A 22,154-nucleotide genomic window follows, 5' to 3' on the forward strand; every position below is an offset into this window, starting at 1 on the left:
CCGCCATGCTGACCGTTCAAGAACTCGTAAGCGACAACACCGAAAAAATTGCCTTTACCTGGGTCGCGGGGCTCAGTGCAGCGCACCGAGTTCTTCCCGACATCGGTATGGCCGGGGCCGACTTGGTCGGCCACCTAAACCTTATTCACCCCTCACGCATTCAGGTTTTCGGCAAAGCCGAACTGCTTTATTACACCCGCTTCGAACCCAAGCGCCGCCTGCATCACCTCGAAGACCTGGTGGCTGGCGGAGTACCGGCCATTCTCATGGCCGAAAGTCTCGAAGCCCCCGAAGACCTGCGCGACTTCTGCAATGCCCAGCAGGTGCCCCTGCTTTCCACGCCCATCGAAGCGGCCAAGCTCATCGACCTGTTGCGTATTTATCTGGGCAAGCGGCTAGCGCCTAAAACCATCGTCCACGGCGTCTTCATGGACGTCCTCGGGCTCGGGGTCTTGATTACGGGCGAATCTGGCCTGGGCAAAAGCGAGCTGGCACTCGAACTGATTTCTCGAGGTCATGGCCTGGTAGCCGACGATGCCGTCGAGTTCTCGCGCACCGCACCTGGCATTATCGAAGGTCATTGCCCGCCCCTGCTACAAAACCTCCTCGAAGTTCGCGGCTTGGGGCTGCTCGATATCCGCACTATTTTTGGTGAAACATCAGTACGACGCAAAATGAGGCTCAAGCTGATTGTGCAGCTCATGCGCTCTAACGCCGACGCCTTCGAGCGCCTGCCCGTACAAGACCTGACCCAAGACATCCTCGAAACGCCCATTCGCCGCGTCATGCTGCAGGTGGCGGCAGGCCGCAATCTTGCCGTGTTGGTCGAAGCAGCGGTACGCAACACCATTTTGTCACTGCGCGGCATCGACACCATGGGCGACTTCATCGAACGGCAGGCGCTGGCCATCATGGAAAGCAGCCGCCCCGAGTCACCATGAAAATCGTACTCATCACAGGCATTTCAGGCTCAGGCAAATCGGTCGCTCTACGGCTACTCGAAGACTCCGGCTATATCTGCGTCGACAATCTGCCCGTCAAGTTCCTGCACGAATTCATTGCCACGGTTCGCGAAGAAAACCTCGATCGCGTCGCCGTTGCGATCGATATCCGCTCGCCAGGCGAGTTGGCCGGGTTGCCCGACATCATCACCGGCTTGCGCGCACAAGGCACCGAACTCAAAGTTATTTTCCTCGACGCCAGCGACCATGCGCTCATGCAGCGCTATTCCGAATCCCGGCGACGACACCCGCTTACCGATCGCCTGCAAAGCAAGGGCGATTCGCCCTCTTTGCTCGAGTGCATACACACCGAGCGCGAGCTGCTTGCGCCCCTGCGTGACCAAGAGCACGTCATCGACACATCCGACCTGACCCCGGGACAACTACGCGCCTGGATGCGCGACCTCATCCAGGCGGGTCGTGCCGAAGTCGTCCTCACCTTTGCGTCGTTTGCCTACAAGCGCGGGGTACCAGGCGACGCCGACCTGGTCTTCGATGTTCGTTGCCTGCCCAACCCCCACTACGACCGCGAACTCAGGCCCCTGACGGGACGCGACGAGCCGGTCGCAGCCTGGCTCTCTCAGTTCGGTAGTGTCGAAACCATGATCGAAGATATCAGCGGCTTCATCCGACGCTGGCTGCCCCTTTATTTACAAGACACCCGCAATTACCTGACAATAGCCATTGGTTGTACCGGCGGGCAGCACCGCTCGGTGTATGTCGTCGAGCAGCTCGCGCGTCGGTTCGCCGACCACGCCCCACTGCTGGTCAGACACCGTAACTTGCCTGTTCGCCCGTAAATTGCCATGGCCTTTTACCGCTTGCGCTATTTCTGCCTGATCGTACTCCTGGCCATTTTGGCCGGGTGTTCATCGTCGGGCAAGCGCTCGGGTGGCTACTATCAAAACGACGGCCCTGGCGGCTCACCGCCGGCCAATATCGAAGCCATCCCCGACGCCATACCGCGCATCGAAGCCTACGCACCTGCTAATTTGCGCCCTTACTCGGTCTTTGGCCGACGGTATGTGCCCATCAGTGGCAACGCCCCCTACCGCGAAGAAGGTATCGCGTCCTGGTACGGACGTCAGTTTCATGGCAATAAAACTGCCAATGGCGAGACCTACGATATGTACGCCATGACCGCGGCGCACCCAACGCTGCCTATTCCCAGCTATGCCCGTGTTACCCGACCTACCACCGGGCGCTCGATCATCGTGCGCATCAACGACCGCGGCCCGTTTCATCCCGGCCGCATCATCGACCTTTCGTATGTAGCGGCTGCAAAACTGGGGCTGATTGGCCCAGGTAGCGGCAAAGTCGTCGTCGAAGCCATCACACAAACCGACATTAGTCGCGGAACCTGGAAAACACCCGGGCAAAATACAGTTGCTGTTGCCTCCCAAAACGCCCAGGACATGGCCGCCCCCCCGGCACAAACCTTTACGGCCGACGAGCCCGCAATGACGCCCCTGATGCCCGATGCCCTATCGGCCATTGCCCTGACAGACAGCAATGGGGTGACATCGCCCGACGATGCCGGCAACGCTCCCACGTCGCCGAACAGCACCTTTGCGGCACCGTCCGAGCAGGCGCAAATTGCGCCACCTGCAAGCAGCGGCTTTTATCTTCAGTTTGGCGCATTTGGCAACGCTGAAAATGCCCAGGCGCTGGCTCAAAAGTTAAATATTCAAATTGCGGGGGTCGAGTCACAAACCGTACACGTTGCCCAGGGCGGCGAGCTGTTTCGCGTTCAACTGGGGCCATACACTGACCGCACCCAGGCCGTCAATGCTGCCGTACGGGTCTACGATGCCGTAGGCGCCCAGCCCACTATCGCACTTCGCTAACCTTTTTGCTGTCGCTCAAGCGCCAGCTTGTAAAGCACATCACGCGGCATCCCGCTGACTTTTGCCGCAATTTTTGCGGCATCGCGCACACTCACAGACTCAAGCAAGGCATCCAGCAGCGTATCGGTGGCCGGATCAAGCAGCGTGGCGTCTGACACCGGCGGCGCATGCACAATCAAGACAAATTCGCCTTGTTCATGGTGACTATCACTATCGACCCAAGCTTGAGCCTGGGACAACAACAATGTATGCACTTGCTCAAAACGCTTGGTCAATTCGCGCGCAATGGTCAGTTGCCGGTCGGGCCCACAGACTTCCAGCAAATCAGCCAACGCCGCACGTAACCGATGCGGCGACTCGAACATGACTACCGGCGCGGGCGTCCTGCACCACGCTTGCAACCACTTACGCCGGGCGACCGGCCGGGACGGTGTAAAGCCGGCAAAGACAAACGCCGGATTTTCGTCGGACGTAGCCCCACTGGCCATCAACGCAGCAATAACCGCACTGGCACCTGGAATAGGCACCACCCGATACCCGGCTTCGCGCACCGCACGCACCACGCGGGCACCTGGGTCGCTAACGCCAGGCGCGCCCGCATCGGACACCAGCGCCACACGTTGTCCCTGTCCCAACCGTTCGACAATAGACTGCGCCGCCTGAGCCTCGTTATGACGGTGCGCGGCCAACAAAGGGGTTTGAACCCCCCAGGCATCCAATAGCTGACGACTCGCACGCGTATCTTCGGCGGCAACAACATCGCAAAGCGTTAAAGCATGCAAGGCCCGCAACGACAAATCTGCCAAATTACCGATAGGTGTCGCCACGACATATACGGTCGACGCGGGCCAGTCTTGCCCCACCACACGATCAGTGAGACGTTTCCATGACCCCTCAAGGGCGCCTACATCGAAATTTTCAAGCATACTCAACCCGTTAAAACCTTCATAAGGTGGCCCGCCATACATGCCCGACCACGACGACCTGACGTTCGAACTTGCGCGTATTGCGCAAGGCAAGGCCATCAGACGTCGGCGTGCGAAGCCGCGCGGCGCGCCGACACCTCAACCCGAAACGACCCTGGGGTCGCCAACACAACGTATCGGCTTCGAAGCAGAGCACCGCGCCTGCGAGTTTCTGACGCAGCGCGGCCTACAGGTCGTCGACAAGAACCTGCGCTGCAAAGCCGGGGAAATCGACATCGTTGCCATAGACCCGGACCAGAGCCTGCTGATATTTGTGGAGGTTAAATTACGCACCGGCCAAGGCTTTGGAGGCCCAGCTGCCAGTGTAAACCGTGACAAGCAAGACAAACTACGCCGCGCGGCTTTGTTTTTTTTGCCTCGTCTGGCGCGTACCTGCTTTGGCGGCAACGAACCGGCCTGCCGCTTCGATGTCATTACCGTCGATCAAGCCGGGCTGACCTGGATTCGCAATGCCTTTGACACCTGACAATACGCTACTCGGGCCTTGTGCCAAAAAACGTTACATTACCTGACCTCGATTTACAACGCTCATGAGATAATACCGGGCATGGATATGACCTCTCGCATGTCGTCCCACTTCGACGACGCCATCGATACCTTCAAGGCCAGCGCACAGGCTTTGGCCGAGCCCCTTGCGGCATCTGTCGACGTTTTATTTGCGGCACTGGCCAACAACAATAAAATTCTTGCTTGCGGCAACGGCGGCTCTGCCGCCGACGCTCAACACTTCATCGCCGAACTTGTCGGGCGTTTCGAGCGCGACCGCCTGCCGTTGGCGGGTATTGCACTGAATACCGATACGTCCATTCTTACCGCTGTTGGCAACGACTACGGCTACGATCACATCTTCGAGCGCCAGGTTACCGCACTGGGTCAACCCGGCGACATCCTGGTCGCCATCAGCACCAGCGGGAACTCACCCAACGTATTGCGGTCTATCGAAGCAGCCCACGATCGCGAAATGATGGTGATCGCCCTGTCGGGCAAAGGCGGCGGCAAAATGAACGACGTCCTGCTCGACTCCGACATCCACCTATGCGTGCCGCACGATCGCACCATGCGCATTCAAGAAGTCCACATTATCTTGTTGCATGCGTTGTGCGATGGTATCGATGCACTGCTCCTCGGAGACGCCCTGTAATGATCATGTCCATGCCAACCCTGCTCAAAAAAGGTTTCCTTGCCCCCCTGCTTGCGCTGACCACGCTCTTGTCTGGTTGCGGCGTCATGCTGGTAGGCGGTGCGGCAACCACCGCAATGGTGGCCGCCGATCGTCGCACCGCCGGCGAGCAGGTCGAAGACCAGGCCATCGAAATGAAAATCGGCGCAGAAATGCGACGCCTGTTCGGCGACCGTGCACGCGTCATCAGCGTGTCTTATGCCGGTCGCGTCTTGCTGGTGGGCGACGTCCCCAATGCGCAAGACAAAGCCCAGGCCGAAACCGCCGCAGCAGGTGTAGAAAACGTCAAAGAAGTCATTAACCGCATACGCATCGGCGACATTACACCGCTCAGCGTGCGCACCAACGACACCTGGATCAGCACCAAAGTCAGAACCGCCCTGATCGAAGCCAAAGAAGTACCGGCACGCACCATTGTGGTCACCACCGAACGCGGCATTGTCTACCTGCAAGGCAAGGTCACTGAAACCGAGGGCGTCTTGGCTGCCAAGGTCGCCTCCAATGTTTCGGGGGTCAATGAAGTCGTCAAGCTGTTCACCATTGTGTCCCGCGAAAGCCTAGTGTCGCCGACAGCGCCTGTTTCCGACGCCTCGCGCAGCACGGCGGCTCAGCCCGCCAGCGCCACACCGGCTAGCAGCAGCGGCCCCGATACCCAAACAATGCCTGTCCAATGAGCAAACTTAAAATCTTTATTGTGGCGGCGGTAGCCGCCGTCGGCCTGCTGGCCTGGCAACTGTCCTCGCCCGCACGCACCGCCCCCCAGGTGTCGTTCACCAACCTGCAGGGTAAAACCTTTACTACCGAAGACCTCCGCGACAAAGTCGTCATGGTCAAGTTCTGGGCTACCAGCTGCGTGACTTGTATCCAGCAAATGCCCGACACTGCGGCCACCTACACCGCGCTGGCCGACCAAGGCTACGACGTCATTGCCGTCGCCATGGACTACGACCCCATCGATTATGTACGTAATTACGCCGAAACCCGCGAGCTTCCGTTTAATGTGGTGCACGATGCCGACGGCAAAATTGCCGCCGCCTTTGGCAACGTCCAGCTCACGCCAACGGCATTCCTTATCGATAAAGACGGCAACATCGTCAAGCGTTATCTTGGCAACTACAATAAAGAAGAATTCGTCAAAACCGTTCAGCGCGCGCTGGCCGGTTAAGTTTGCAAACTCTCTGCTTCTGCGCCCATGACCACACCCTCGTCCGACCCCACCACCTACACCTCCGAGATCAAGGCAGCCGTTCTTTCCGAAGCACTGCCTTATATCCGTCGCTTTCACGGTAAAACCGTCGTCGTCAAGTACGGCGGCAATGCCATGACCGAAGAGGCGCTTCAACGCAGCTTCGCGCACGATGTCGTGTTGCTGAAACTGGTGGGTTTAAACCCGGTTGTCGTGCATGGCGGCGGCCCGCAAATCAACGAAGCGCTCAAACGCGTCGGGAAAGAAGGCGAATTTATTCAAGGGATGCGCGTCACCGATGCCGAAACCATGGAAGTTGTCGAATGGGTCCTAGGAGGCCAGGTCCAGCAAGACATCGTCATGATGATCAACGAAGCTGGCGGCAAGGCGGTAGGCCTGACCGGCAAAGACGGCTGCCTTATTCAGGCCACCAAAAAACTGGTACCTAATAAAGAGCGCCCTGGTGAAATGATCGACATCGGTTTCGTCGGCGACATTTCCCGCATCGAACCGGCCGTCGTAAAAGCGTTGCAAGACGATCAGTTCATTCCTGTTATTTCGTCAATTGGCTACGGCGAAGACGGGCGCGCCTACAACATCAACGCCGACCTGGTCGCTGGCAAAATGGCCGAAGTTCTGGGCGCCGAAAAGTTGGTCATGCTCACCAACACACCTGGCGTTCTCGACAAGCAAGGCAAATTGCTGCGCAGCCTCTCGGCTCGAACCATCGACGAACTCTTCGAAGACGGCACCATTTCAGGCGGCATGCTGCCTAAAATTTCTTCGGCACTCGACGCCGCACGTAACGGAGTCAATTCGGTTCACGTCGTCGACGGTCGGGTTCCGCACTGTCTGTTACTCGAAATCCTGACCGACCGCGGCGTCGGCACCATGATCAGCGCCCACTAGCGCATGCGGTCTATTCATACCCGTTTACCCACACAACGGGCACGACGGGCGTATGCACAGCATGCGCCCGTTTGGTTATTCGACCTCGACAACACGCTGCACGACAGCTCCCGCGCCATTTTCGAGGTGATCGACGGCAAAATGACAGACGCCGTTGCACAATGCCTTGACATCGATATTGACCTGGCAAACGAGCTTAGGGCGCGCTACTGGAAACGCTACGGCGCGACCGTCATTGGGCTGGTAAAGCACCATGGCGTAAACGCCCGCGAATTTCTGCGCATCAGCCACGATTTCGATGCCGAGCCGCTAGTGCATTCCGAGCCCGGCCTGGCGCGCAAGTTTTCGCGCTTGCCTGGCAGAAAGGTATTGCTGACCAACGCGCCTCACGACTATGCCCGGTCGGTGCTTAAAACGTTGGGCCTGCTGCCGTACTTCGATATGATCTGGTCGATCGACCATATGAAGCTGCAGGGCCATATTCGCCCTAAACCTTCACGCGCCCTGATGCGACAAGTCGTGGCGCGGCTGGGCACTCGCCCCGATCAGGTCATTTTGGTTGAAGACACCCTGAAAAATTTGAAAACAGCACGCCAGATGGGTTTACGTACCGTGCACATTTTTCACCCAGGGACGCCGTTTTCGGCCATGCACAGCGGGCGTAACAGCTACGTTAACCTGCGTATCAGCACCCTCGGCACATTACTGACCGCCAAACGGCCATTACGACGGTAACACCAAGGCCGTACCCGCCAGACCGCTGCCAAAGCCAAGGCAGCCACCCAAAACCTGGCCCCTAGCGGGACGACGCGCAGACCGGGCAACCCGGGTCTTGCCGATACTTAATTTGATGCCACTGCATGGTCAAGGCATCGAGGCACTGCAACCGCCCTACTAACGGCTCGCCTATACCGGCAATGACCTTAATGGCCTCTGCCGCCTGCATGCTGCCCACAATCCCCACCAACGGCCCTAGCACACCAGTCGTCGCGCAATTCAGCTCGTCTACCTCGTCGCCTTCAGGAAACAGGCAGTGGTAGCAGGGCGCATCGGGACGACGGAGGTCGAACACACTGACTTGCCCCGAAAAGCGTATGGCTGCGCCTGAAACCAAAGGCTTACGGTGCGCTACGCACGCCCTATTGACGGCGTGACGCGTGGCAAAGTTGTCGCAGCAATCCAGTACAACGTCAACGTCGGCAATGGCCTGTGAAAGCGCCGCATCGTCAAGCCGTTCGACGCGTGGCACCACGGTGACAAAAGGGTTGATTGCATTCAGCGTCTGACGTCCCGATTCGGCCTTGGGGACATCGAGCCGGGCGGTATCGTGCATGATCTGGCGTTGCAAGTTCCCAATATCAACGACATCGTCGTCGGCCAGAACAATATGCCCCACACCGGCGGCAGCCAAATACATCGCCGCCGGCGACCCTAAGCCACCGGCCCCCACAATAAGTACTCGTGCGGCCAGCAGCTTTTCTTGCCCCTCGATGCCCAGCTCGTCGAGCAAGATATGACGCGCATACCGCAGAAGCTGCGCGTCATCCATCAGTCAACCTTAATCATGCCTTCGGGAGTGAAGCGGTAACGCTCGACACCCGACGTATTGGCGCCATCAGAGGCACGCGCAGGGACTTCAACCGTTTTTACGGCACCGCTGTCATTTTTTTTTTCGGCCCCGGCGTCAGCCTTGGCAACGATTTCATTCTTCTTGATCTGCTTACCTTCAAGCAAATTAATGGCTTGCTGCAGCTGGAAATCGTCTTTACCGCCAAATTCGAACATCTTGACATCGGGCGGCGCCATGTCTTGCTCATCTTCCTGGGGCGTTACGACCTCGGGGGCCGACGAACCATTGGCCAGATGATGCTGAAGATCGGCTTCGCGAGGAATGCGGAACAAGTTGCCCTGCGGCGTATCGTCGACAACAACGTCGGGCTCGACGCCTGTTGCCTGGATAGACCGCCCGCTTGGGGTGTAATACAGAGCCGTTGTCAGTTTGATGCCGGAGTCTTCGGTAAGCGGCAACACGCTTTGTACCGAACCCTTGCCAAACGAACGGTTGCCCAGCACCTTGGCGCGCTTGTGATCTTGCAACGCGCCGGCGACGATCTCGGAGGCCGAGGCCGAACCAACGTTGATCAACACCACCATGGGTACTGTTTTGGCCCACTCGGGGAAGACAACATCGCTGTTAGACACGCCACCGAAGCTGCGCACGTAGTTAACTGGCTTGGCGTGGTATTCGCGGTTCGACGACGGAATACGGCCTTTGGTTGACACCACCAGGACATCAGGCTTGAGGAAAGCCGACGACACGCCAATGGCGGCATCGAGCAGACCACCTGGGTCGTTACGCAAATCGAGGACCAACCCTTTAGGCGCCTTGCCGCCCCCGAGCTCACGCAACTGGCGAGCCAGGTCGGACACGGTGCGTTCTTGGAACTGGGCAATACGTACATAACCGATATCGTCAGGCAACATTTTGCTGCGCACGCTACGTACCTTGATCATGTCGCGGATGATTTTTACCATCAGGGGCTTGTCTTGACCTGCTCGCTGGATAGTAAGCACGATGGGCGTTTGAGGCTCGCCGCGCATGAGTTTGATGGCTTCGCTAAGGGTCATGCCCTTGGTGGGCTTGCCATCAATGTGCGTGATCAAGTCGCCCGACAAAATGCCGGCACGGGCGGCCGGAGTGTCTTCAATGGGCGCGATGACTTTAGGCATGCCGTCTTCGCTGCCGATTTCGATACCCAACCCACCAAACCCACCCTGCGTTATAGCTTCCATTTCTTTGAAAGCTTCAGGGTCGAGATAAGCCGAATGCGGATCAAGGTCGTTGAACAGACCTTTGATGGCCTCATTCATGAGCTTTTGATCGGTTAAGGGTTCGACGTAACTGGCCTTGATGGCAGAAAACACATTGGCGAACTGCTGCAGCTCGCGCAACGGCAAAGGCTCGCCGCGCTGCGCAACTGCAGAAATACCCAGGCTGAGCAGCACACCGCCGACCGCGCCCATCATGACCAGACCAAAACGACCAAACTTGCGAGTGCTCATGCACATTCCTGTATGTAAACGAATTAACGCCCCAACCAAAGTTGCGGGTTGACGGGCTTGCCGTTATGCCGAATCTCGAAGTATAGACCGGACTCGACCTGCCCACCGGTTGCCCCAACCGTGGCAATGGCATCGGACACCTTCACGGTATCACCCACCTGCCGCAGCAAGCTTTGATTGTAAGCATAGACAGAGAGATAGCCCTGCCCGTGATCGACAATAAGTAGGTTACCAAAACCATTGAACCAACCGGCATAAGCCACTCTGCCGGGCGCGACCGGACGAACACGGGTGCCTTCGCGCGCACGAAGAACAATCCCCCGCCAGACCCCGCCGTCCGGGCGCTCCATGCCAAATCGGCCCTGGATTTCGCCCTTCACCGGCAGAGGCAGGTTTTTACTAAGACCCTTCAAAACCGCAACAGGTTCCGCAGATTCCGGTTCAGTCGGCCTACTATCCTCCTCGTCGGCAGCAGCGGGGGCCATACGCTCGGCCGGACGGCGGGCGACCTGCGGCGGCGGTGCCGTTTCCTGGGCGTTTGCCGGTTCGGCATCGTCATTACCTATGGCATCGACAGTGACCACATCGGTTTCAGGGGCGACACGAACCTGCTCAAGCGCCTTGGCCTGACGTTCGGCCTCGGCTGCTTTGGCACGCTGTTCGGCGGCAAGCCGTTCACGCTCGGCTTTTGCTTTGGCCTCTGCGGCTTTGCGCGCGGCCTCTTCAGCCGCACGCTTTTCACGCGCTATACGCTCGGCCTCGCGCTGACGGGCGATTTCGACCTGCAGACCATCGACCAGAGACTCGAGACGGGTTTCGTTACGCGCCAGGGTTTTGGCTTGCTGTCGCTGCGTTTGAAGCTCGGAATCGATCCGGGCCAGCACCTTCAGGCGCTCGGCCTTCTGCGCTTCAAGCTCAACTTTCTTCTGACTGGTTTCTGTCGTGAGCTCGGCCAGTTCGGCCTGGCGGGCAACCTGGTTGGTTTGAAGACGCGACAGACGCTTGACACTGGCATCGAGCGCGCGCACCGAGTCGGCCTGGGCTTGCGACACATAACCCAAATAGCCCAGTTCGCGCCCGATCTCTTGCGGGTTGTCACCGGACAGCAACGCAGCCCAGGGCGACAAACCGCCGGCATACTGGGCCCGCAACTGATCGGCTAGCTCTGCTTGATGGCGCTCGACATCGGCTTTGCCCTTGGCAATTTGCGTTTCAAGCGTCGCCAACTGCGCACGCACGGCCTTGTCTTGGCGCTCAAGCTCGTCGAGACGCCGGTTGATGCCCGAGATGGCAGACTCGGACTCGCGCAAGGCAAACGCGGCATCGTCGCGTGAAGACGTTTGCTTGTCGATGTCTTTTTGCAGCTCGGCAATGCGTTCGCGCAATTCGGTTTGCTGACGGCGTGCCTCGGCCTGCCGGGCCTCGAGGGCCTGGGAGGATTGATTGCCCGACGCAACACCCGCCCACAGGACCAACATTGCGCAACCGAGCACACGCCGCATGACGCTTATTCCTTTTTGGCTTTACCCTGGGCTGCAACCGCAGCCATGGCCGCTTCGATTTCGGCGGCGTCACCCAGATAATAATGACGAATGGGCTTGAGGTCGTCGTCAAGCTCGTACACCAGAGGCTGGCCGGTAGGAATATTCAGCGACACGATATCGTCATCGGAAATGCCGTCGAGGTGCTTGATCAGCGCCCGCAGGCTGTTGCCGTGCGCCGCGACCAATACGCTGCGGCCAGAACGCAAGGCCGGTGCTATCGAGTCGTTCCAGAAAGGCACCACGCGCGTAACGGTGTCTTGCAGACATTCGGTTGCCGGGAGCTGGTCGGCAGGGATTTTGGCGTAACGCTTGTCAAAACGCGGGTGGCGCGGATCATCGAGCTCGAGCGGATTAGGCGCGATAGCGTAAGCGCGGCGCCACACCAGTACTTGCTCTTCGCCATACTTGGCGGCCGTTTCCGCCTTGTTAAGGCCTTGCAAAGCACCATAATGGCGCTCGTTCAGGCGCCAGCTCAGGCCCACCGGCGTGTGCATAGCATCCATGGCGTCAAGGGCGATCCAAAGGGTACGAATGGCCCGCTTGAGCACCGACGAAAAAGCGATGTCGAACTCAAAGCCTTCGTTCTTGAGCAGTTCACCGGCTTTGCGAGCCTGTTCGCGACCGGTTTCGGTCAGGTCGACGTCGGTCCAGCCGGTAAAGCGGTTTTCGAGGTTCCATTGGCTTTCGCCGTGGCGCATGAGTACGAGTTTATGCATGACAAAAAAGACCTAAAAGTTGAATTATCGCGTCCATTTTATAATCCCTGTAAACCTTGACCATTTCAAGCATCAACCTGGGACACATCGTGGATTTCATTCTTAGTGAGAACAACCTTTACATTTTACTGATTGCCGTCGTTTCCGGCCTAATGTTGTTGTGGCCGACGCTCATGCGCGGCAGCCGCGCATCCAGCGTGAGCGTATCCGAGGCCGTCCAATTGGCCAACCAGAAACAAGGCATCTTCATCGATGTACGCCCGCACGAACGTTTCAAGACCGGCAGCATCGCTCAGGCGCGCAATATCCCATTAGCCGACATCGACGCCAAAATGTCCAGCCTGCCCAAAGACAAACCACTTATCGTGTTTTGTGATCAGGGCCGCATTTCAGGTTCGGCGGCCAGCAAATTGCGCAAAAGCGGTTTCGCCGAGGTCGTCAGCCTTGAGGGCGGCCTGAACAAATGGACAGAAGCCGGCATGCCTACGTCGGCAAAACATTAAACCCAATCGCATCACCCAAAGGAACACACATGGCCGTCGTTACGATGTATAGCACCGCCGTCTGCCCGTTCTGCGTGCGCGCAGAAATGCTGCTGAAACAGCGCGGGGTCACCGAAATCCAGAAAATCCGTATTGACACCGACCCGGCGCAACGCGAAGCCATGATGGCGCGCACCAATCGCCGTACCGTACCGCAAATCTTTATCGACGACACGCATGTCGGCGGATACGATGACCTGGCTGCGCTAGACAGGGCCGGCGGTCTGATGCCCTTACTGAGCAAATAATTCGTAAACTGCGGCATGGCAATAGTGCCATGCCCAAACTCATAGGAAGACAAATGGCCGAACAGGACCAAGCCGCTCAAGGCAATAACAACCCCGACCCCAGCTTCAATCTGCAGCGCACCTACGTTAAAGACCTGTCGCTCGAAATGCCCAACGCGCCCCAGATTTTTCTGGAACAGGAAGGCCCGAGCGTCGAAGTCACCATTAATGTCGGCGGCCAGCAACTGGCAGAAAGCATCTACGAATCGACCGTAACAGTGACCGTCACGACCAAAATCCAGGACAAAACCCTGTACCTGATCGAAGCGACGCAAGCCGGTATTTTCGAAGCAGCCAACATCCCTGCCGAACAACTCGACCCGCTGTTGGGCATTGTCTGCCCCACCATGCTTTACCCGTACTTGCGTGCCACTGTTGCCGACGCCATCACGCGTACAACCCTGCCCGCATTGCACCTGGCCGAAGTCAACTTCCAGGCACTCTACGAGCAACGTCTGGCACAAATAGCCGAGCAACAATCGGACATCCAACTGCCGCCCGGCGCAACGCGTCAGTAACATGCCTCAGTCTGCATCAGCGCCGTTGCGCGTCAGTGTTCTAGGTGCCGGCAGTTGGGGCACAGCACTTGCAGCACTGGCCTGCGCCAATGCCCAGGTGATGATTTGGGCGCGTGACGCGGCGCTGGCAGAGGCCATCAACACAACACACCAAAACGCCAGGTACTTGCCCGGCATCACACTGCCTTCGGCGCTTCTTGCCACCAGCAACCTGTCTCAAGCCGTTACGCATGCGTGTGCGGGCCAGGGCGCTCCTGGGCTCATTATTCTCGGCGTGCCGGTTGCAGGCCTCGAAAGTACCTGCAATGCCCTCGCCAACGAACTGACCAAGCTAAACCACCCTGCAGTTTCGGTGGTCTGGACGTGCAAAGGTTTCGAGCAAACCTCGGCGCAATTACCGCACGCCATTGCCCAAAAAGCACTGGCCCCCATCCCAGGCGTCGGGCTGGGTGTCGTGTCGGGGCCATCGTTTGCCAAAGAGGTTGCTCAAGGCTTGCCCGTTGCGCTGACCGTTGCCAGTCATCATCCTCAAGTCATCGAAGCCACCACGCAAGCACTGCATGGCAGCAATGCCCGCATTTACAACAGCACCGACGTCATTGGCGTAGAAGTGGGCGGCGCCATGAAAAACGTGATGGCCATCGCTTGCGGCATTTCAGACGGCCTGACGCTGGGCACCAATGCCCGCGCAGCACTTATTACCCGTGGTCTGGCCGAGATGCAACGGCTGGGTGTTGCCCTGGGCGGGTCTGCCGACACCTTCGCCGGCCTCACCGGCCTGGGCGACCTCGTCCTTACCGCCACCGGCCCGCTCTCGCGTAACCGGCAAGTGGGCCTGGCCATTGGCGAAGGCCAAACCCTAGACGCCATTTTGGCCAACGGCATGACAGCCGAAGGCGTGCGATGCGCGCGCGCTGCGCTGGCCCTGGGTAACCAGCTGGGCATCGACCTGCCCATTACCCAAGCGGTATGCGATGTCTTGTTCAACGGGCTATCGGCACGACAGGCGGTCTCCGACCTGCTATCGCGCGAAGCCAAGCCCGAAACGCCCAAGCAAGCCTAAACGCTGCCTTCGTACCCCTGCTGCCGCCAGGCTTCATACACCGTCACGGCCACCGCATTCGACAAGTTCAAGCTGCGCTGGCCGGCACGCATCGGCAAGCGCAAACGTTGCTCGGGCCCAAACAGTGCCAACTGGTCGGGCGACAATCCGGCCGTCTCACAACCAAAAACAAAAACGTCATTGGGCTGGAAAACAAACACCCCCAGCCGGGATGACCCCTTGGTCGTCAGCGCAAACCGACGCATCGGATCGCCGCCGATGGCGGCCAGCGCGCCCGGCAAATCGTCGTGCACACGGACATCCGCCCACTCATGGTAGTCGAGCCCGGCCCGGCGCAAACGTTTGTCATCAAGCTCGAACCCCAAGGGCCGAACCAGATGTAAAGCCGCGCCAGTATTGGCGGCCAGCCGAATGACGTTGCCGGTATTTGGTGGAATTTCAGGTGAAACCAGAACAATATGGAACATGTTTATCTTGATAAGGCGTCGTTAAGTCGCTCGCGTACAGGAGTACGCGCCAGTACTACCCCTGTCACCGCCGTCGCACCCGCCGCCAGCAACACCCTGGATACGGCATTCAAGGTACTGCCGGTCGTCATGACATCGTCGATGACGGCAAAACGATGGCCCGCGACCTTCGACGAGCATCCAAAAAGCTCTGCTGTACCAGCCAGGCGCTGCTGACGATTCAGGAATTTTTGCGGCCCGGTCTCGTGATGCCGGTACAACCAATGGTGCTTACAACCCAGACCTAATCGGCGCGCGAGTTGCGCAGCCAGCTCGGCAGCAGGATTAAACCCGCGACGCCGCAAAGAAGCTTTGGTCGCAGGGACAGGAACCAGGATTGTATCGTCGGGCAGGACATAGCGCGTGTCGTGCATGCGATCGGCCATGAGCGTGGCCAATGTTTTTGCCAATACAAACCGCCGCTGCTGCTTGAACTGCAGCAGCAGCAAATTGGCGGGGAATGTGTAGTCGACCGCCGCAAATACCTGACCAAACACGGGCACAAGCGCAGCGCAATCGTGACAACACCCTCGCGCATCGAGCCGCAAGCAGCACCGAGGACAGCGCCTTCCCGACGTTGTCATGCTGCGGCAAGCCTCGCCTGCACAAATGTTGCACAACAGCCCGCCTCGCACCGTAGAACGGCACAAGACGCACTCACCCGGCAGCCACCGGGTCACGCCGTCCAACCATTCGCGCAGCCGCAGACTATAGGCCATAATAGCCAGTGAAAATCAACATATCGCCATCTGACCATGGCGTCGGCCACGTGCCAAGCGCCGCATACACAAATATGTCATCACACCCCTCGTTGCCCATTCAGGCCGACCACGTCGTCAAACAGTTCGCTCGTCGTGCGCCGCTAGACAACGCCCAATTTCTTTACGGTGAAGTCGCTCAGCGTATGCTGCAACGGCTCAGTTATATCCGTGTCATGCCCGAAACCCTGGTCGATGCGGGCTGTGGCGCCGGGCACGCCATCGAACCGCTACGCGCGCGCTATCCTACCGTCAATTACATAGGGGTCGACAACTGCGCCGCACTGCTCGACGTGGCACGCGAACGCCACGCCGGCAAGCGTGGGCTCTGGAATCGTCTGCGCAACAAGCCCACGCCCAATACCGACTTCACATGCGCCGACCTGGCCGACACCACCCTGCCGCCCGAGTCGGCGGGGCTAGTCTGGTCAAATATGGCATTGCATTGGCACCCCCGCCCGCACGACGTCCTTCTAGAATGGCGACGCGTGCTGAAACCCGAAGGGGTCGTGATGTTTTCTTGTCTGGGGCCGGGCACGTTTAAAGAGTTGCGTTCGGCACTGCAGGCTGCGGGGCTGCAAACAGCGACACCTGCTTTTGTCGATATGCACGATTTTGGCGATTTGCTTATCGAATCGGGGTTCAGCGACCCAGTAATGGACCAGGAAACCCTGACACTTACCTACCGTAGCGCCGAAAAATTACTTGAAGACCTGGCGAGTTTGGGCGGCAACCCGGCCCAAAACCGCCGCAGCGGACTGGTAGGTCGCGAATGGCGCGCTCGCCTGCTGGACGCACTCGAAAAACAGCGTGCCATGGACGGCACTATTCATTTAAGCCTTGAAATAGCTTACGGCCATGCCTGGCGAGCGCTTACTTACAGCACGGCACCCGGCGAAGCCCGCATTTCGGTCAGCGCCATTACACGACGACCGAAACCCTAAGGGCCGCGCTTAATCGCAGCCTAGCGCGACTCTTGGCGACGGCGCGATGCGTCGATACCCAGCTGTTTAAGCTTCCGGTACAAGTGCGTGCGCTCCAGGCCGGTGCGCTCGGAGACCCGCGTCATGCTGTGATTTTCTCGTGCCAGGTGGTATTCAAAATAAATACGTTCGAATTCGTCGCGCGCATCGCGTAACGGCTGATCGAGCGGGATATTACTAAGCTGCAGGGCATGTGGCTCGAGCGCTACCGAGGCTTCGACAGCGGCAGCAACTGCTGGCGTTGCGGCCGACGACTGCATGACCGGAGCCGCTGCCATAGCTGCGTTTGCCGGAGCTGCCGCTGACGCCGGCGCACCACGGCTGACCACTGGGCGCGCCAACGCCGCCGCAATGGTTTTCAGCAACTTTTGCAACGTAATGGGCTTTTCGAGAAAATCGACCGCACCAATCCGCGTGGCCTCGACCGCCGTGTCGACCGTGGCATGGCCACTCATCATGATGACAGGCATATCGAGCAGGCCTTGTGACCCCCATTCGCGCAGCAAACTGACACCGTCGGTATCCGGCATCCAGATATCGAGCAGCACCAGGTCAGGGCGCGCGCGCTGACGGGCTGCTCGCGCTTGAGCGGCGTTTTCAGCCAACTCAACGGTATGCCCTTCGTCGTAAAGGATTTCAGACAACAACTCTCGAATGCCGATTTCGTCGTCTACCACCAGTATTCTGGCCATAAAGCATCACCTATATTTTTTTCGCATTATCGTACCCTCGCCCGGCTTCGTCCAGCGCAGCGGCAGAATTTAGCAGCCGCGTGAACAAAATAGACACCCGGGCACCCCCTTCGCGACGGTTCGAGACATCAATGCGACCGCCGTGCTCTTCGATAATTTTCTTGACGATCGCCAACCCAAGGCCGGTTCCTGCCGATTTTGTGGTGACATAGGGCTCGAAGACCCGGGTCAGCACCTGCGGCTCGAACCCCGGCCCGCTGTCGGAAACCGTCAGCCGGACCGCCTGAATTTCCGGACCCTCGTCGTTAATACGCGAGAACGTCAGTTTGGTCTGCACATAGATTTTAGCCTCTGTCGCGCCGGCCAACGAAACCGCATCTCGCGCATTGGCCAGAAGGTTATGAATCACCTGGCGCAACTGGGTTGGATCGCCCTCGATATGAGGCAGGTCGACCTGCAGGTCGGCCTCGATCCGCAAGCCTGTCGGCTCGTCGCGCACGACAGCACCGGAAGGGTCCCAACCGTATAACGTCATAATTTCAGACACTAGCACATTCAGGTCAAGTGACTGCATCTGGGCCGGCGGCGTGCGGGCGTACTCACGAAAGTCATCGACCATTTTCTTGAGTGACGCTACCTGATTGACAATGGTATTGGTTGAGCGCATCAACATGGCCGCGTCGGTTTCATCCAAGCGCGACGCCAGCTTCATGGCCAGGCGTTCGGCCGACAGCTGAATGGGCGTCAACGGATTCTTGATTTCGTGAGCCAGACGCCGCGCCACTTCGCCCCAAGCAACGGTGCGGTTGGCCGAAATGACCTCACTGATGTCGTCAAAAACGACCAAATACCCATTCGCCCGGCCATCAACCGTCAGATGGGTGCCGCGCGCCAGCAAGGTCACAACATTTTTCTTGGCTTCGTTATCGCTGGCCGCCTCACGCTCTAGCTCAAACTGCTGCTGCCAATAAGCGCGCTCTGACTCAACTGCGGCATGAGCCGCAAACGCATGGCGGATCAGTTGAGACAACGTAAATGCGCCATCGACTGTTTCAAGCGGGCGGCCTTTAACCGAACGCAAATCGACACGCAAGATGGATTGGGCACCCTGGTTGAACATACTGACCCGGAAGCCTTCATCAAAAACCAGCACCCCCGAAGACAAGTTGCTCAGTACTGACTCGAGATAAACATTGGTTCGCTCGAGCTGTTGCCGGTTGCGTTCGACCATCTGCCGAGCCTCGTCGAGTTGACGCGTCATGGCATTGAACGAACGTGTCAGTTGGCCAACCTCGTCCTTTTCGGGAGGCTCGGGTAGGGGCCGATAATCGCCAACACCCACGGCTTGCGTACCTGCTGCCAGCGTTAATAGCGGACGAACAAGACGACGAGAAACACCCAGGGCCACCACTACCGACGCGAACACCGCCAGAATCAATGCCAATGTCAGCGTTATCCCGTAAAGCTTACGCAGTCCCTGACGAGAGAGCGCCAGCTCCTGGTAGTCTCGAAAGCCTTGCTCGACCTGGCTGGCGTTGCGCGCAATCTGCTCGGCCACCGGCTGAATGACCTGCAACCAGCGCACTTCGGGCGTCACGCCCAATGCCGTCGTAGACCGGTCGAGTCGCTGAATAGGGACCACGACCCGCAAGAACAAACCCGTATGCAGATCCCCTTCGGGGCGTAGTCCTTGTCCGACGTCGTCGGCCTCGGCCGCCGCATAACCGCGCGATACCCGCAACTGATTCATGACGTGCTGCGGCGGCATGTCGGGTATAAGCTTGCCATAATCGGCCGTTGAGAAGGCCACAGTGCGGCCGCTCCCAGAAAAAACCATAGCTTCGGCGACACTGCCCTCTTCACGCAGGCGCGAGATCAATACCCCCATGTCCGCATCGGGTTTGTCGCCCAGTTGCTCGGCCATAGACTTGGCGCGAACGTTCAGGTCGGCCAGTTGAAGGTCAAGCACGGCACGCCCCAGACTCAAACCGGACTCAAGTGCACTGTCGACGCGCACGTTGAACCACGACTCGATGGAGCGCGACATGAACTGAACCGAGAGCACATAAATCAGGGCGCCGGGCAATACCCCGATCAGCGCAAACGACAACGCGAAACGAGCCGTTAAACGCGCTCCGAACTGTCGACGACGAATCTGGCGTACCAAGCGCACGGCCAGCACCACAACCCAGAACACCAGGGTGACCGCGAACACCGCATTCAGGCCTAACAGTGTGTCGTAGTGCTGGGCAAACCGCGAGGCATTACCTGTTGACCAAACCAGCAGGCTCAGCAACGCCAGCGCGCTGATCACCGCAATGACCAGCGTCAGCCGAATCGCCCATTTCAGGACGGGTCGGGTGTTTGCGGAGAAATTGAAAATAAGAAATCTTTCCATGGGGTCACAATTGACCAGACGCTGCTGTTGAAAGAATCGATGCGAAACGGGCGCGGCAGGCGAGAAGTATCGAGACGAAGACGAAGGCGGCCGCTATATTCTTTGCCCGTTTCGAAGGCGTCGGCCGGCGCGACCGCCCAACCCCGAATGTGTTTGACGTACGCCAACGCGTCTTCGAAGGTGGCCTCGGGCAAGGTCAGATCGCCAGCCCCAACCCGCCATTGGCGGGTCAGCACGTTATAAGACAACCGAAAAGTCTGTTGCTCGTTGGCCAGTACTTTATCAAACCACCACCAACGGTCAGCCACGATCTCCAGATCGGCCGTGAAATACAAGGGCATGCCTTTTTCAGCCGCCTGACGCAGCTCGGGATCAACATAAATGTCGACGTCTGCGTCAATGTATAGCTGACCATTGCGCACAACCGGCTCGACACTGACGATCTGATCGGCGTGCGCAAGCGACCAGCCCGTTTGTATTACAACAAACAGACCAACAACACACCAGACAGAAAACAGGCGCCGAAAAAAGGTCATGACGCATTATTGTTGTCGACAGCGGCCTGCTTTGCAAACAAGGCAAAAAAGAAACCATCGTGCGCCGCCGCCTGACCGTCGACCGGCAAAGGCAACAATTGGCCCGGGGCATCCAGACGCACGGCATCGGGGTACTGTTCGAGTATCCACTGCGCCTGAGACTCGCCTTCCTGAGGAAACACGGAACAGGTCACATACAAAAACCGCCCGCCCGGCTTCAGGGTCTTCCACAACGCCTTCACGATTTTTCGCTGCAGGGCGGCCGTACGAGCGATGTCGGCTTCGCGGCGCAACCACAAGATATCTGGGTGACGCCTAACGACCCCTGACGCCGTACACGGCACGTCGGCCAAAATAGCATCGAAGGGCTGACCATCCCACCAAGTGTCGAGTCGTGACGCATCGGCGGCCGTCAGCTTGACATGGCTCGAGGCCAACCCCAGCCGCTCCAGGTTCTGCCCTACACGGGCCAACCTTGAAGCATCAGCATCAAGCGCGACCAGATCAAGGTCTGCCAACTCGAGCAAATGCGCGGTTTTACCGCCTGGTGCTGCACACGCATCAAGCACACGCATACCCGACTGAACGCCCAGCAACGGCGCTGCCAATTGGGCAGCGGCATCTTGCACCGACCACCACCCTTGGGCAAAGCCCGGAATATCTTGTACAGGTCGTGGATGTTCGAGCACCACCGCTGCGTCGGCGCCCTGCGCAATCCCTTCGAGTTGGACCGCATGTGCATTGATACCTGCCGCGCCCAAATCGGCCAGAAATTGCGTGACTGTCCGCTTTCGCGTATTGACGCGCAGCGTCATCGGCGGAGGAAGCTGTGCGGCTGAGAGCACCGCCTTCCAGTGATCAGGATAAGCTTGGCGCAGTCGTCGAACCCACCAGTTGGGGTGGTTCCATCGAGCTTCGGGGTTGCCGCGGGCGCGCGTTAAAATGGCCTCGCGCTCACGCGTGAAGCGACGTAAAACACCATTGACCAGCGCCTTGAAGCTTTGCATGCGCCGATGTCCAGCCACGGCGCTTACAGCCTGATCTACCACCGTGTGCACGGCATAAACCGGCCAATCAGGGCGTACCGGCTTGCCTTCGCGGGTCAACTGCTCGGCAACCATGGCGGTATCAAGCAAACACAACGACACCTGCAGCACTGCATCGAGCAATGGCACCGGCGGCGTTTTGGCAACTAGCATGTGCTTGACCTCAAGGGCTTGGCCCAAATGGCGCATGACATGAAAGCTGACCGCTTGCGTCGCCCCCTTCAGGGTTGGCGGAGTTTGCGCCAGCACATCGGATAGCGACCGCCCTTCGTGCACCGCCGTCAGGCATTGCGCACTGGCCAGAATAATGTCGGAAAGCGCATGGCGGGAAGGGGTTGTCGCGTCGGTCACGTTGTCAAATAGTCGTAAAAATTCATTCCACGGGAATGTAGC

At 58.6% G+C, this 22,154-nt stretch carries 25 protein-coding genes; 14 read left to right on the plus strand and 11 right to left on the minus strand.

What is annotated here, in order from left to right:
* Positions 1 to 5: 5 nt before the first annotated feature.
* From hprK to CHR62_RS10675, 3 genes are read left to right on the plus strand one after another with little or no spacing between them, the layout of a single operon-like run.
* Positions 6 to 941, plus strand: a complete 936-nt coding sequence (gene hprK / locus CHR62_RS10665; protein ID WP_123660917.1) for an HPr(Ser) kinase/phosphatase — start codon at positions 6 to 8, stop codon at positions 939 to 941.
* Positions 938 to 1,801: an RNase adapter RapZ gene (gene rapZ / locus CHR62_RS10670; protein ID WP_123660918.1), complete on the plus strand. Its 864-nt coding sequence runs from the start codon at positions 938 to 940 to the stop codon at positions 1,799 to 1,801. The genes hprK and rapZ overlap by 4 nt, the downstream gene beginning before the upstream one ends.
* Before the next feature lie 6 nt (positions 1,802 to 1,807).
* Positions 1,808 to 2,848 carry a septal ring lytic transglycosylase RlpA family protein gene (locus CHR62_RS10675; protein ID WP_123660919.1) on the plus strand — a complete coding sequence of 347 codons (1,041 nt, stop codon included), beginning with the start codon at positions 1,808 to 1,810 and terminating at the stop codon, positions 2,846 to 2,848.
* Here CHR62_RS10675 and rsmI read toward each other — a convergent pair.
* Positions 2,845 to 3,774, minus strand: coding sequence for a 16S rRNA (cytidine(1402)-2'-O)-methyltransferase (gene rsmI, locus CHR62_RS10680; RefSeq protein ID WP_123660920.1), 930 nt, complete (start codon positions 3,772 to 3,774; stop codon positions 2,845 to 2,847). The two genes, CHR62_RS10675 and rsmI, sit on opposite strands and share 4 nt — an antisense overlap.
* A 40-nt stretch (positions 3,775 to 3,814) precedes the next feature.
* Between rsmI and CHR62_RS10685 the strand changes: the two genes are divergently transcribed.
* From CHR62_RS10685 to CHR62_RS10710, 6 genes are all read left to right on the plus strand, one after another.
* Positions 3,815 to 4,300 (plus strand): YraN family protein, encoded by a 486-nt coding sequence (locus tag CHR62_RS10685; RefSeq protein ID WP_123660921.1) that lies wholly within the window; start codon positions 3,815 to 3,817, stop codon positions 4,298 to 4,300.
* Between the two features lie 81 nt (positions 4,301 to 4,381).
* Positions 4,382 to 4,975 carry a phosphoheptose isomerase gene (locus CHR62_RS10690; RefSeq protein WP_199722929.1) on the plus strand — a complete coding sequence of 198 codons (594 nt, stop codon included), beginning with the start codon at positions 4,382 to 4,384 and terminating at the stop codon, positions 4,973 to 4,975.
* A gap of 5 nt (positions 4,976 to 4,980) precedes the next feature.
* Positions 4,981 to 5,688 carry a BON domain-containing protein gene (locus CHR62_RS10695; RefSeq protein ID WP_093969590.1) on the plus strand — a complete coding sequence of 236 codons (708 nt, stop codon included), beginning with the start codon at positions 4,981 to 4,983 and terminating at the stop codon, positions 5,686 to 5,688.
* Positions 5,685 to 6,179 (plus strand): TlpA disulfide reductase family protein, encoded by a 495-nt coding sequence (locus tag CHR62_RS10700; protein ID WP_093969519.1) that lies wholly within the window; start codon positions 5,685 to 5,687, stop codon positions 6,177 to 6,179. Before CHR62_RS10695 ends, CHR62_RS10700 begins: the two co-directional genes overlap by 4 nt.
* Before the next feature lie 27 nt (positions 6,180 to 6,206).
* Positions 6,207 to 7,109, plus strand: coding sequence for an acetylglutamate kinase (argB, locus tag CHR62_RS10705; RefSeq protein WP_093969520.1), 903 nt, complete (start codon positions 6,207 to 6,209; stop codon positions 7,107 to 7,109).
* A 3-nt stretch (positions 7,110 to 7,112) separates the two neighbouring features.
* Positions 7,113 to 7,844 (plus strand): pyrimidine 5'-nucleotidase, encoded by a 732-nt coding sequence (locus tag CHR62_RS10710; RefSeq protein ID WP_123660922.1) that lies wholly within the window; start codon positions 7,113 to 7,115, stop codon positions 7,842 to 7,844.
* A 61-nt stretch (positions 7,845 to 7,905) separates the two neighbouring features.
* Here the strand turns inward: CHR62_RS10710 and CHR62_RS10715 are convergent, their stop codons facing one another.
* The 4 genes from CHR62_RS10715 to gpmA are packed head-to-tail and all read right to left on the minus strand — an operon-like array spanning position 7,906 to position 12,432.
* Positions 7,906 to 8,658 carry a molybdopterin-synthase adenylyltransferase MoeB gene (locus CHR62_RS10715; RefSeq protein WP_123660923.1) on the minus strand — a complete coding sequence of 251 codons (753 nt, stop codon included), beginning with the start codon at positions 8,656 to 8,658 and terminating at the stop codon, positions 7,906 to 7,908.
* Positions 8,658 to 10,172, minus strand: coding sequence for a S41 family peptidase (locus CHR62_RS10720; protein ID WP_123660924.1), 1,515 nt, complete (start codon positions 10,170 to 10,172; stop codon positions 8,658 to 8,660). Before CHR62_RS10720 ends, CHR62_RS10715 begins: the two co-directional genes overlap by 1 nt.
* 23 nt (positions 10,173 to 10,195) lie before the next feature.
* Positions 10,196 to 11,674 (minus strand): murein hydrolase activator EnvC, encoded by a 1,479-nt coding sequence (locus CHR62_RS10725; RefSeq protein WP_123660925.1) that lies wholly within the window; start codon positions 11,672 to 11,674, stop codon positions 10,196 to 10,198.
* Positions 11,675 to 11,679: 5 nt separating this feature from the next.
* Positions 11,680 to 12,432: a 2,3-diphosphoglycerate-dependent phosphoglycerate mutase gene (gene gpmA / locus CHR62_RS10730; protein WP_093969525.1), complete on the minus strand. Its 753-nt coding sequence runs from the start codon at positions 12,430 to 12,432 to the stop codon at positions 11,680 to 11,682.
* An 89-nt stretch (positions 12,433 to 12,521) separates the two neighbouring features.
* Between gpmA and CHR62_RS10735 the strand changes: the two genes are divergently transcribed.
* The 4 genes from CHR62_RS10735 to CHR62_RS10750 are packed head-to-tail and all read left to right on the plus strand — an operon-like array spanning position 12,522 to position 14,842.
* Entirely contained in the window at positions 12,522 to 12,935 is a 414-nt protein-coding gene (locus tag CHR62_RS10735) for a rhodanese-like domain-containing protein (protein WP_123660926.1), read from the plus strand.
* 29 nt (positions 12,936 to 12,964) lie between these two features.
* Entirely contained in the window at positions 12,965 to 13,222 is a 258-nt protein-coding gene (grxC, locus tag CHR62_RS10740; protein ID WP_093969527.1) for a glutaredoxin 3, read from the plus strand.
* A gap of 53 nt (positions 13,223 to 13,275) precedes the next feature.
* On the plus strand, positions 13,276 to 13,779 hold the full coding sequence (gene secB / locus CHR62_RS10745) for a protein-export chaperone SecB (RefSeq protein ID WP_123660927.1): 504 nt from the start codon (positions 13,276 to 13,278) through the stop codon (positions 13,777 to 13,779).
* Between the two features lies 1 nt (position 13,780).
* Entirely contained in the window at positions 13,781 to 14,842 is a 1,062-nt protein-coding gene (locus CHR62_RS10750) for an NAD(P)H-dependent glycerol-3-phosphate dehydrogenase (RefSeq protein ID WP_123660928.1), read from the plus strand.
* On the opposite strand, the gene CHR62_RS10755 is transcribed toward CHR62_RS10750, so the two are convergent.
* Together CHR62_RS10755 and CHR62_RS10760 are read right to left on the minus strand one after the other, a co-directional pair.
* Positions 14,839 to 15,309, minus strand: a complete 471-nt coding sequence (locus tag CHR62_RS10755) for a tRNA (cytidine(34)-2'-O)-methyltransferase (protein ID WP_123660929.1) — start codon at positions 15,307 to 15,309, stop codon at positions 14,839 to 14,841. The genes CHR62_RS10750 and CHR62_RS10755 overlap by 4 nt on opposite strands.
* Before the next feature lie 2 nt (positions 15,310 to 15,311).
* The gene (locus tag CHR62_RS10760; protein WP_123660930.1) at positions 15,312 to 16,067 is read right to left on the minus strand and encodes a ComF family protein; all 756 of its coding nucleotides are present in this window, start codon (positions 16,065 to 16,067) and stop codon (positions 15,312 to 15,314) included.
* A gap of 74 nt (positions 16,068 to 16,141) precedes the next feature.
* Here CHR62_RS10760 and CHR62_RS10765 point away from each other — a divergent pair, with 74 nt between their 5' ends.
* Entirely contained in the window at positions 16,142 to 17,050 is a 909-nt protein-coding gene (locus CHR62_RS10765) for a methyltransferase domain-containing protein (RefSeq protein ID WP_123660931.1), read from the plus strand.
* 20 nt (positions 17,051 to 17,070) lie between these two features.
* On the opposite strand, the gene CHR62_RS10770 is transcribed toward CHR62_RS10765, so the two are convergent.
* The 4 genes from CHR62_RS10770 to rsmB are packed head-to-tail and all read right to left on the minus strand — an operon-like array spanning position 17,071 to position 22,112.
* On the minus strand, positions 17,071 to 17,781 hold the full coding sequence (locus tag CHR62_RS10770) for a response regulator (RefSeq protein WP_123660932.1): 711 nt from the start codon (positions 17,779 to 17,781) through the stop codon (positions 17,071 to 17,073).
* Between the two features lie 10 nt (positions 17,782 to 17,791).
* Positions 17,792 to 20,131 (minus strand): ATP-binding protein, encoded by a 2,340-nt coding sequence (locus CHR62_RS10775; RefSeq protein WP_123660950.1) that lies wholly within the window; start codon positions 20,129 to 20,131, stop codon positions 17,792 to 17,794.
* Positions 20,128 to 20,715: a DUF4390 domain-containing protein gene (locus CHR62_RS10780; protein WP_123660933.1), complete on the minus strand. Its 588-nt coding sequence runs from the start codon at positions 20,713 to 20,715 to the stop codon at positions 20,128 to 20,130. Before CHR62_RS10780 ends, CHR62_RS10775 begins: the two co-directional genes overlap by 4 nt.
* The gene (gene rsmB / locus CHR62_RS10785) at positions 20,712 to 22,112 is read right to left on the minus strand and encodes a 16S rRNA (cytosine(967)-C(5))-methyltransferase RsmB (RefSeq protein WP_123660934.1); all 1,401 of its coding nucleotides are present in this window, start codon (positions 22,110 to 22,112) and stop codon (positions 20,712 to 20,714) included. The genes CHR62_RS10780 and rsmB overlap by 4 nt, the downstream gene beginning before the upstream one ends.
* Between the last annotated feature and the right edge of the window lie 42 nt (positions 22,113 to 22,154).

It is taken from the genome of Pusillimonas sp. NJUB218, assembly GCF_003788685.1.
Lineage (GTDB): Bacteria > Pseudomonadota > Gammaproteobacteria > Burkholderiales > Burkholderiaceae_B > Neopusillimonas.

Excerpts from the sequence above, each read along its gene's own strand:
- hprK (WP_123660917.1), top strand. The coding sequence starts at position 6 with ATGCTGACCGTTCAAGAACTCGTAAGCGACAACACCGAAAAAATTGCC.
- rapZ (WP_123660918.1), top strand. The coding sequence starts at position 938 with ATGAAAATCGTACTCATCACAGGCATTTCAGGCTCAGGCAAATCGGTC.
- CHR62_RS10675 (WP_123660919.1), top strand. The coding sequence starts at position 1,808 with ATGGCCTTTTACCGCTTGCGCTATTTCTGCCTGATCGTACTCCTGGCC.
- rsmI (WP_123660920.1), bottom strand. The coding sequence starts at position 3,774 with ATGCTTGAAAATTTCGATGTAGGCGCCCTTGAGGGGTCATGGAAACGT.
- CHR62_RS10685 (WP_123660921.1), top strand. The coding sequence starts at position 3,815 with ATGCCCGACCACGACGACCTGACGTTCGAACTTGCGCGTATTGCGCAA.
- CHR62_RS10690 (WP_199722929.1), top strand. The coding sequence starts at position 4,382 with ATGGATATGACCTCTCGCATGTCGTCCCACTTCGACGACGCCATCGAT.
- CHR62_RS10695 (WP_093969590.1), top strand. The coding sequence starts at position 4,981 with ATGTCCATGCCAACCCTGCTCAAAAAAGGTTTCCTTGCCCCCCTGCTT.
- CHR62_RS10700 (WP_093969519.1), top strand. The coding sequence starts at position 5,685 with ATGAGCAAACTTAAAATCTTTATTGTGGCGGCGGTAGCCGCCGTCGGC.
- argB (WP_093969520.1), top strand. The coding sequence starts at position 6,207 with ATGACCACACCCTCGTCCGACCCCACCACCTACACCTCCGAGATCAAG.
- CHR62_RS10710 (WP_123660922.1), top strand. The coding sequence starts at position 7,113 with ATGCGGTCTATTCATACCCGTTTACCCACACAACGGGCACGACGGGCG.
- CHR62_RS10715 (WP_123660923.1), bottom strand. The coding sequence starts at position 8,658 with ATGGATGACGCGCAGCTTCTGCGGTATGCGCGTCATATCTTGCTCGAC.
- CHR62_RS10720 (WP_123660924.1), bottom strand. The coding sequence starts at position 10,172 with ATGAGCACTCGCAAGTTTGGTCGTTTTGGTCTGGTCATGATGGGCGCG.
- CHR62_RS10725 (WP_123660925.1), bottom strand. The coding sequence starts at position 11,674 with ATGCGGCGTGTGCTCGGTTGCGCAATGTTGGTCCTGTGGGCGGGTGTT.
- gpmA (WP_093969525.1), bottom strand. The coding sequence starts at position 12,432 with ATGCATAAACTCGTACTCATGCGCCACGGCGAAAGCCAATGGAACCTC.
- grxC (WP_093969527.1), top strand. The coding sequence starts at position 12,965 with ATGGCCGTCGTTACGATGTATAGCACCGCCGTCTGCCCGTTCTGCGTG.
- secB (WP_123660927.1), top strand. The coding sequence starts at position 13,276 with ATGGCCGAACAGGACCAAGCCGCTCAAGGCAATAACAACCCCGACCCC.
- CHR62_RS10750 (WP_123660928.1), top strand. The coding sequence starts at position 13,781 with ATGCCTCAGTCTGCATCAGCGCCGTTGCGCGTCAGTGTTCTAGGTGCC.
- CHR62_RS10755 (WP_123660929.1), bottom strand. The coding sequence starts at position 15,309 with ATGTTCCATATTGTTCTGGTTTCACCTGAAATTCCACCAAATACCGGC.
- CHR62_RS10760 (WP_123660930.1), bottom strand. The coding sequence starts at position 16,067 with ATGGCCTATAGTCTGCGGCTGCGCGAATGGTTGGACGGCGTGACCCGG.
- CHR62_RS10765 (WP_123660931.1), top strand. The coding sequence starts at position 16,142 with ATGTCATCACACCCCTCGTTGCCCATTCAGGCCGACCACGTCGTCAAA.
- CHR62_RS10770 (WP_123660932.1), bottom strand. The coding sequence starts at position 17,781 with ATGGCCAGAATACTGGTGGTAGACGACGAAATCGGCATTCGAGAGTTG.
- CHR62_RS10780 (WP_123660933.1), bottom strand. The coding sequence starts at position 20,715 with ATGACCTTTTTTCGGCGCCTGTTTTCTGTCTGGTGTGTTGTTGGTCTG.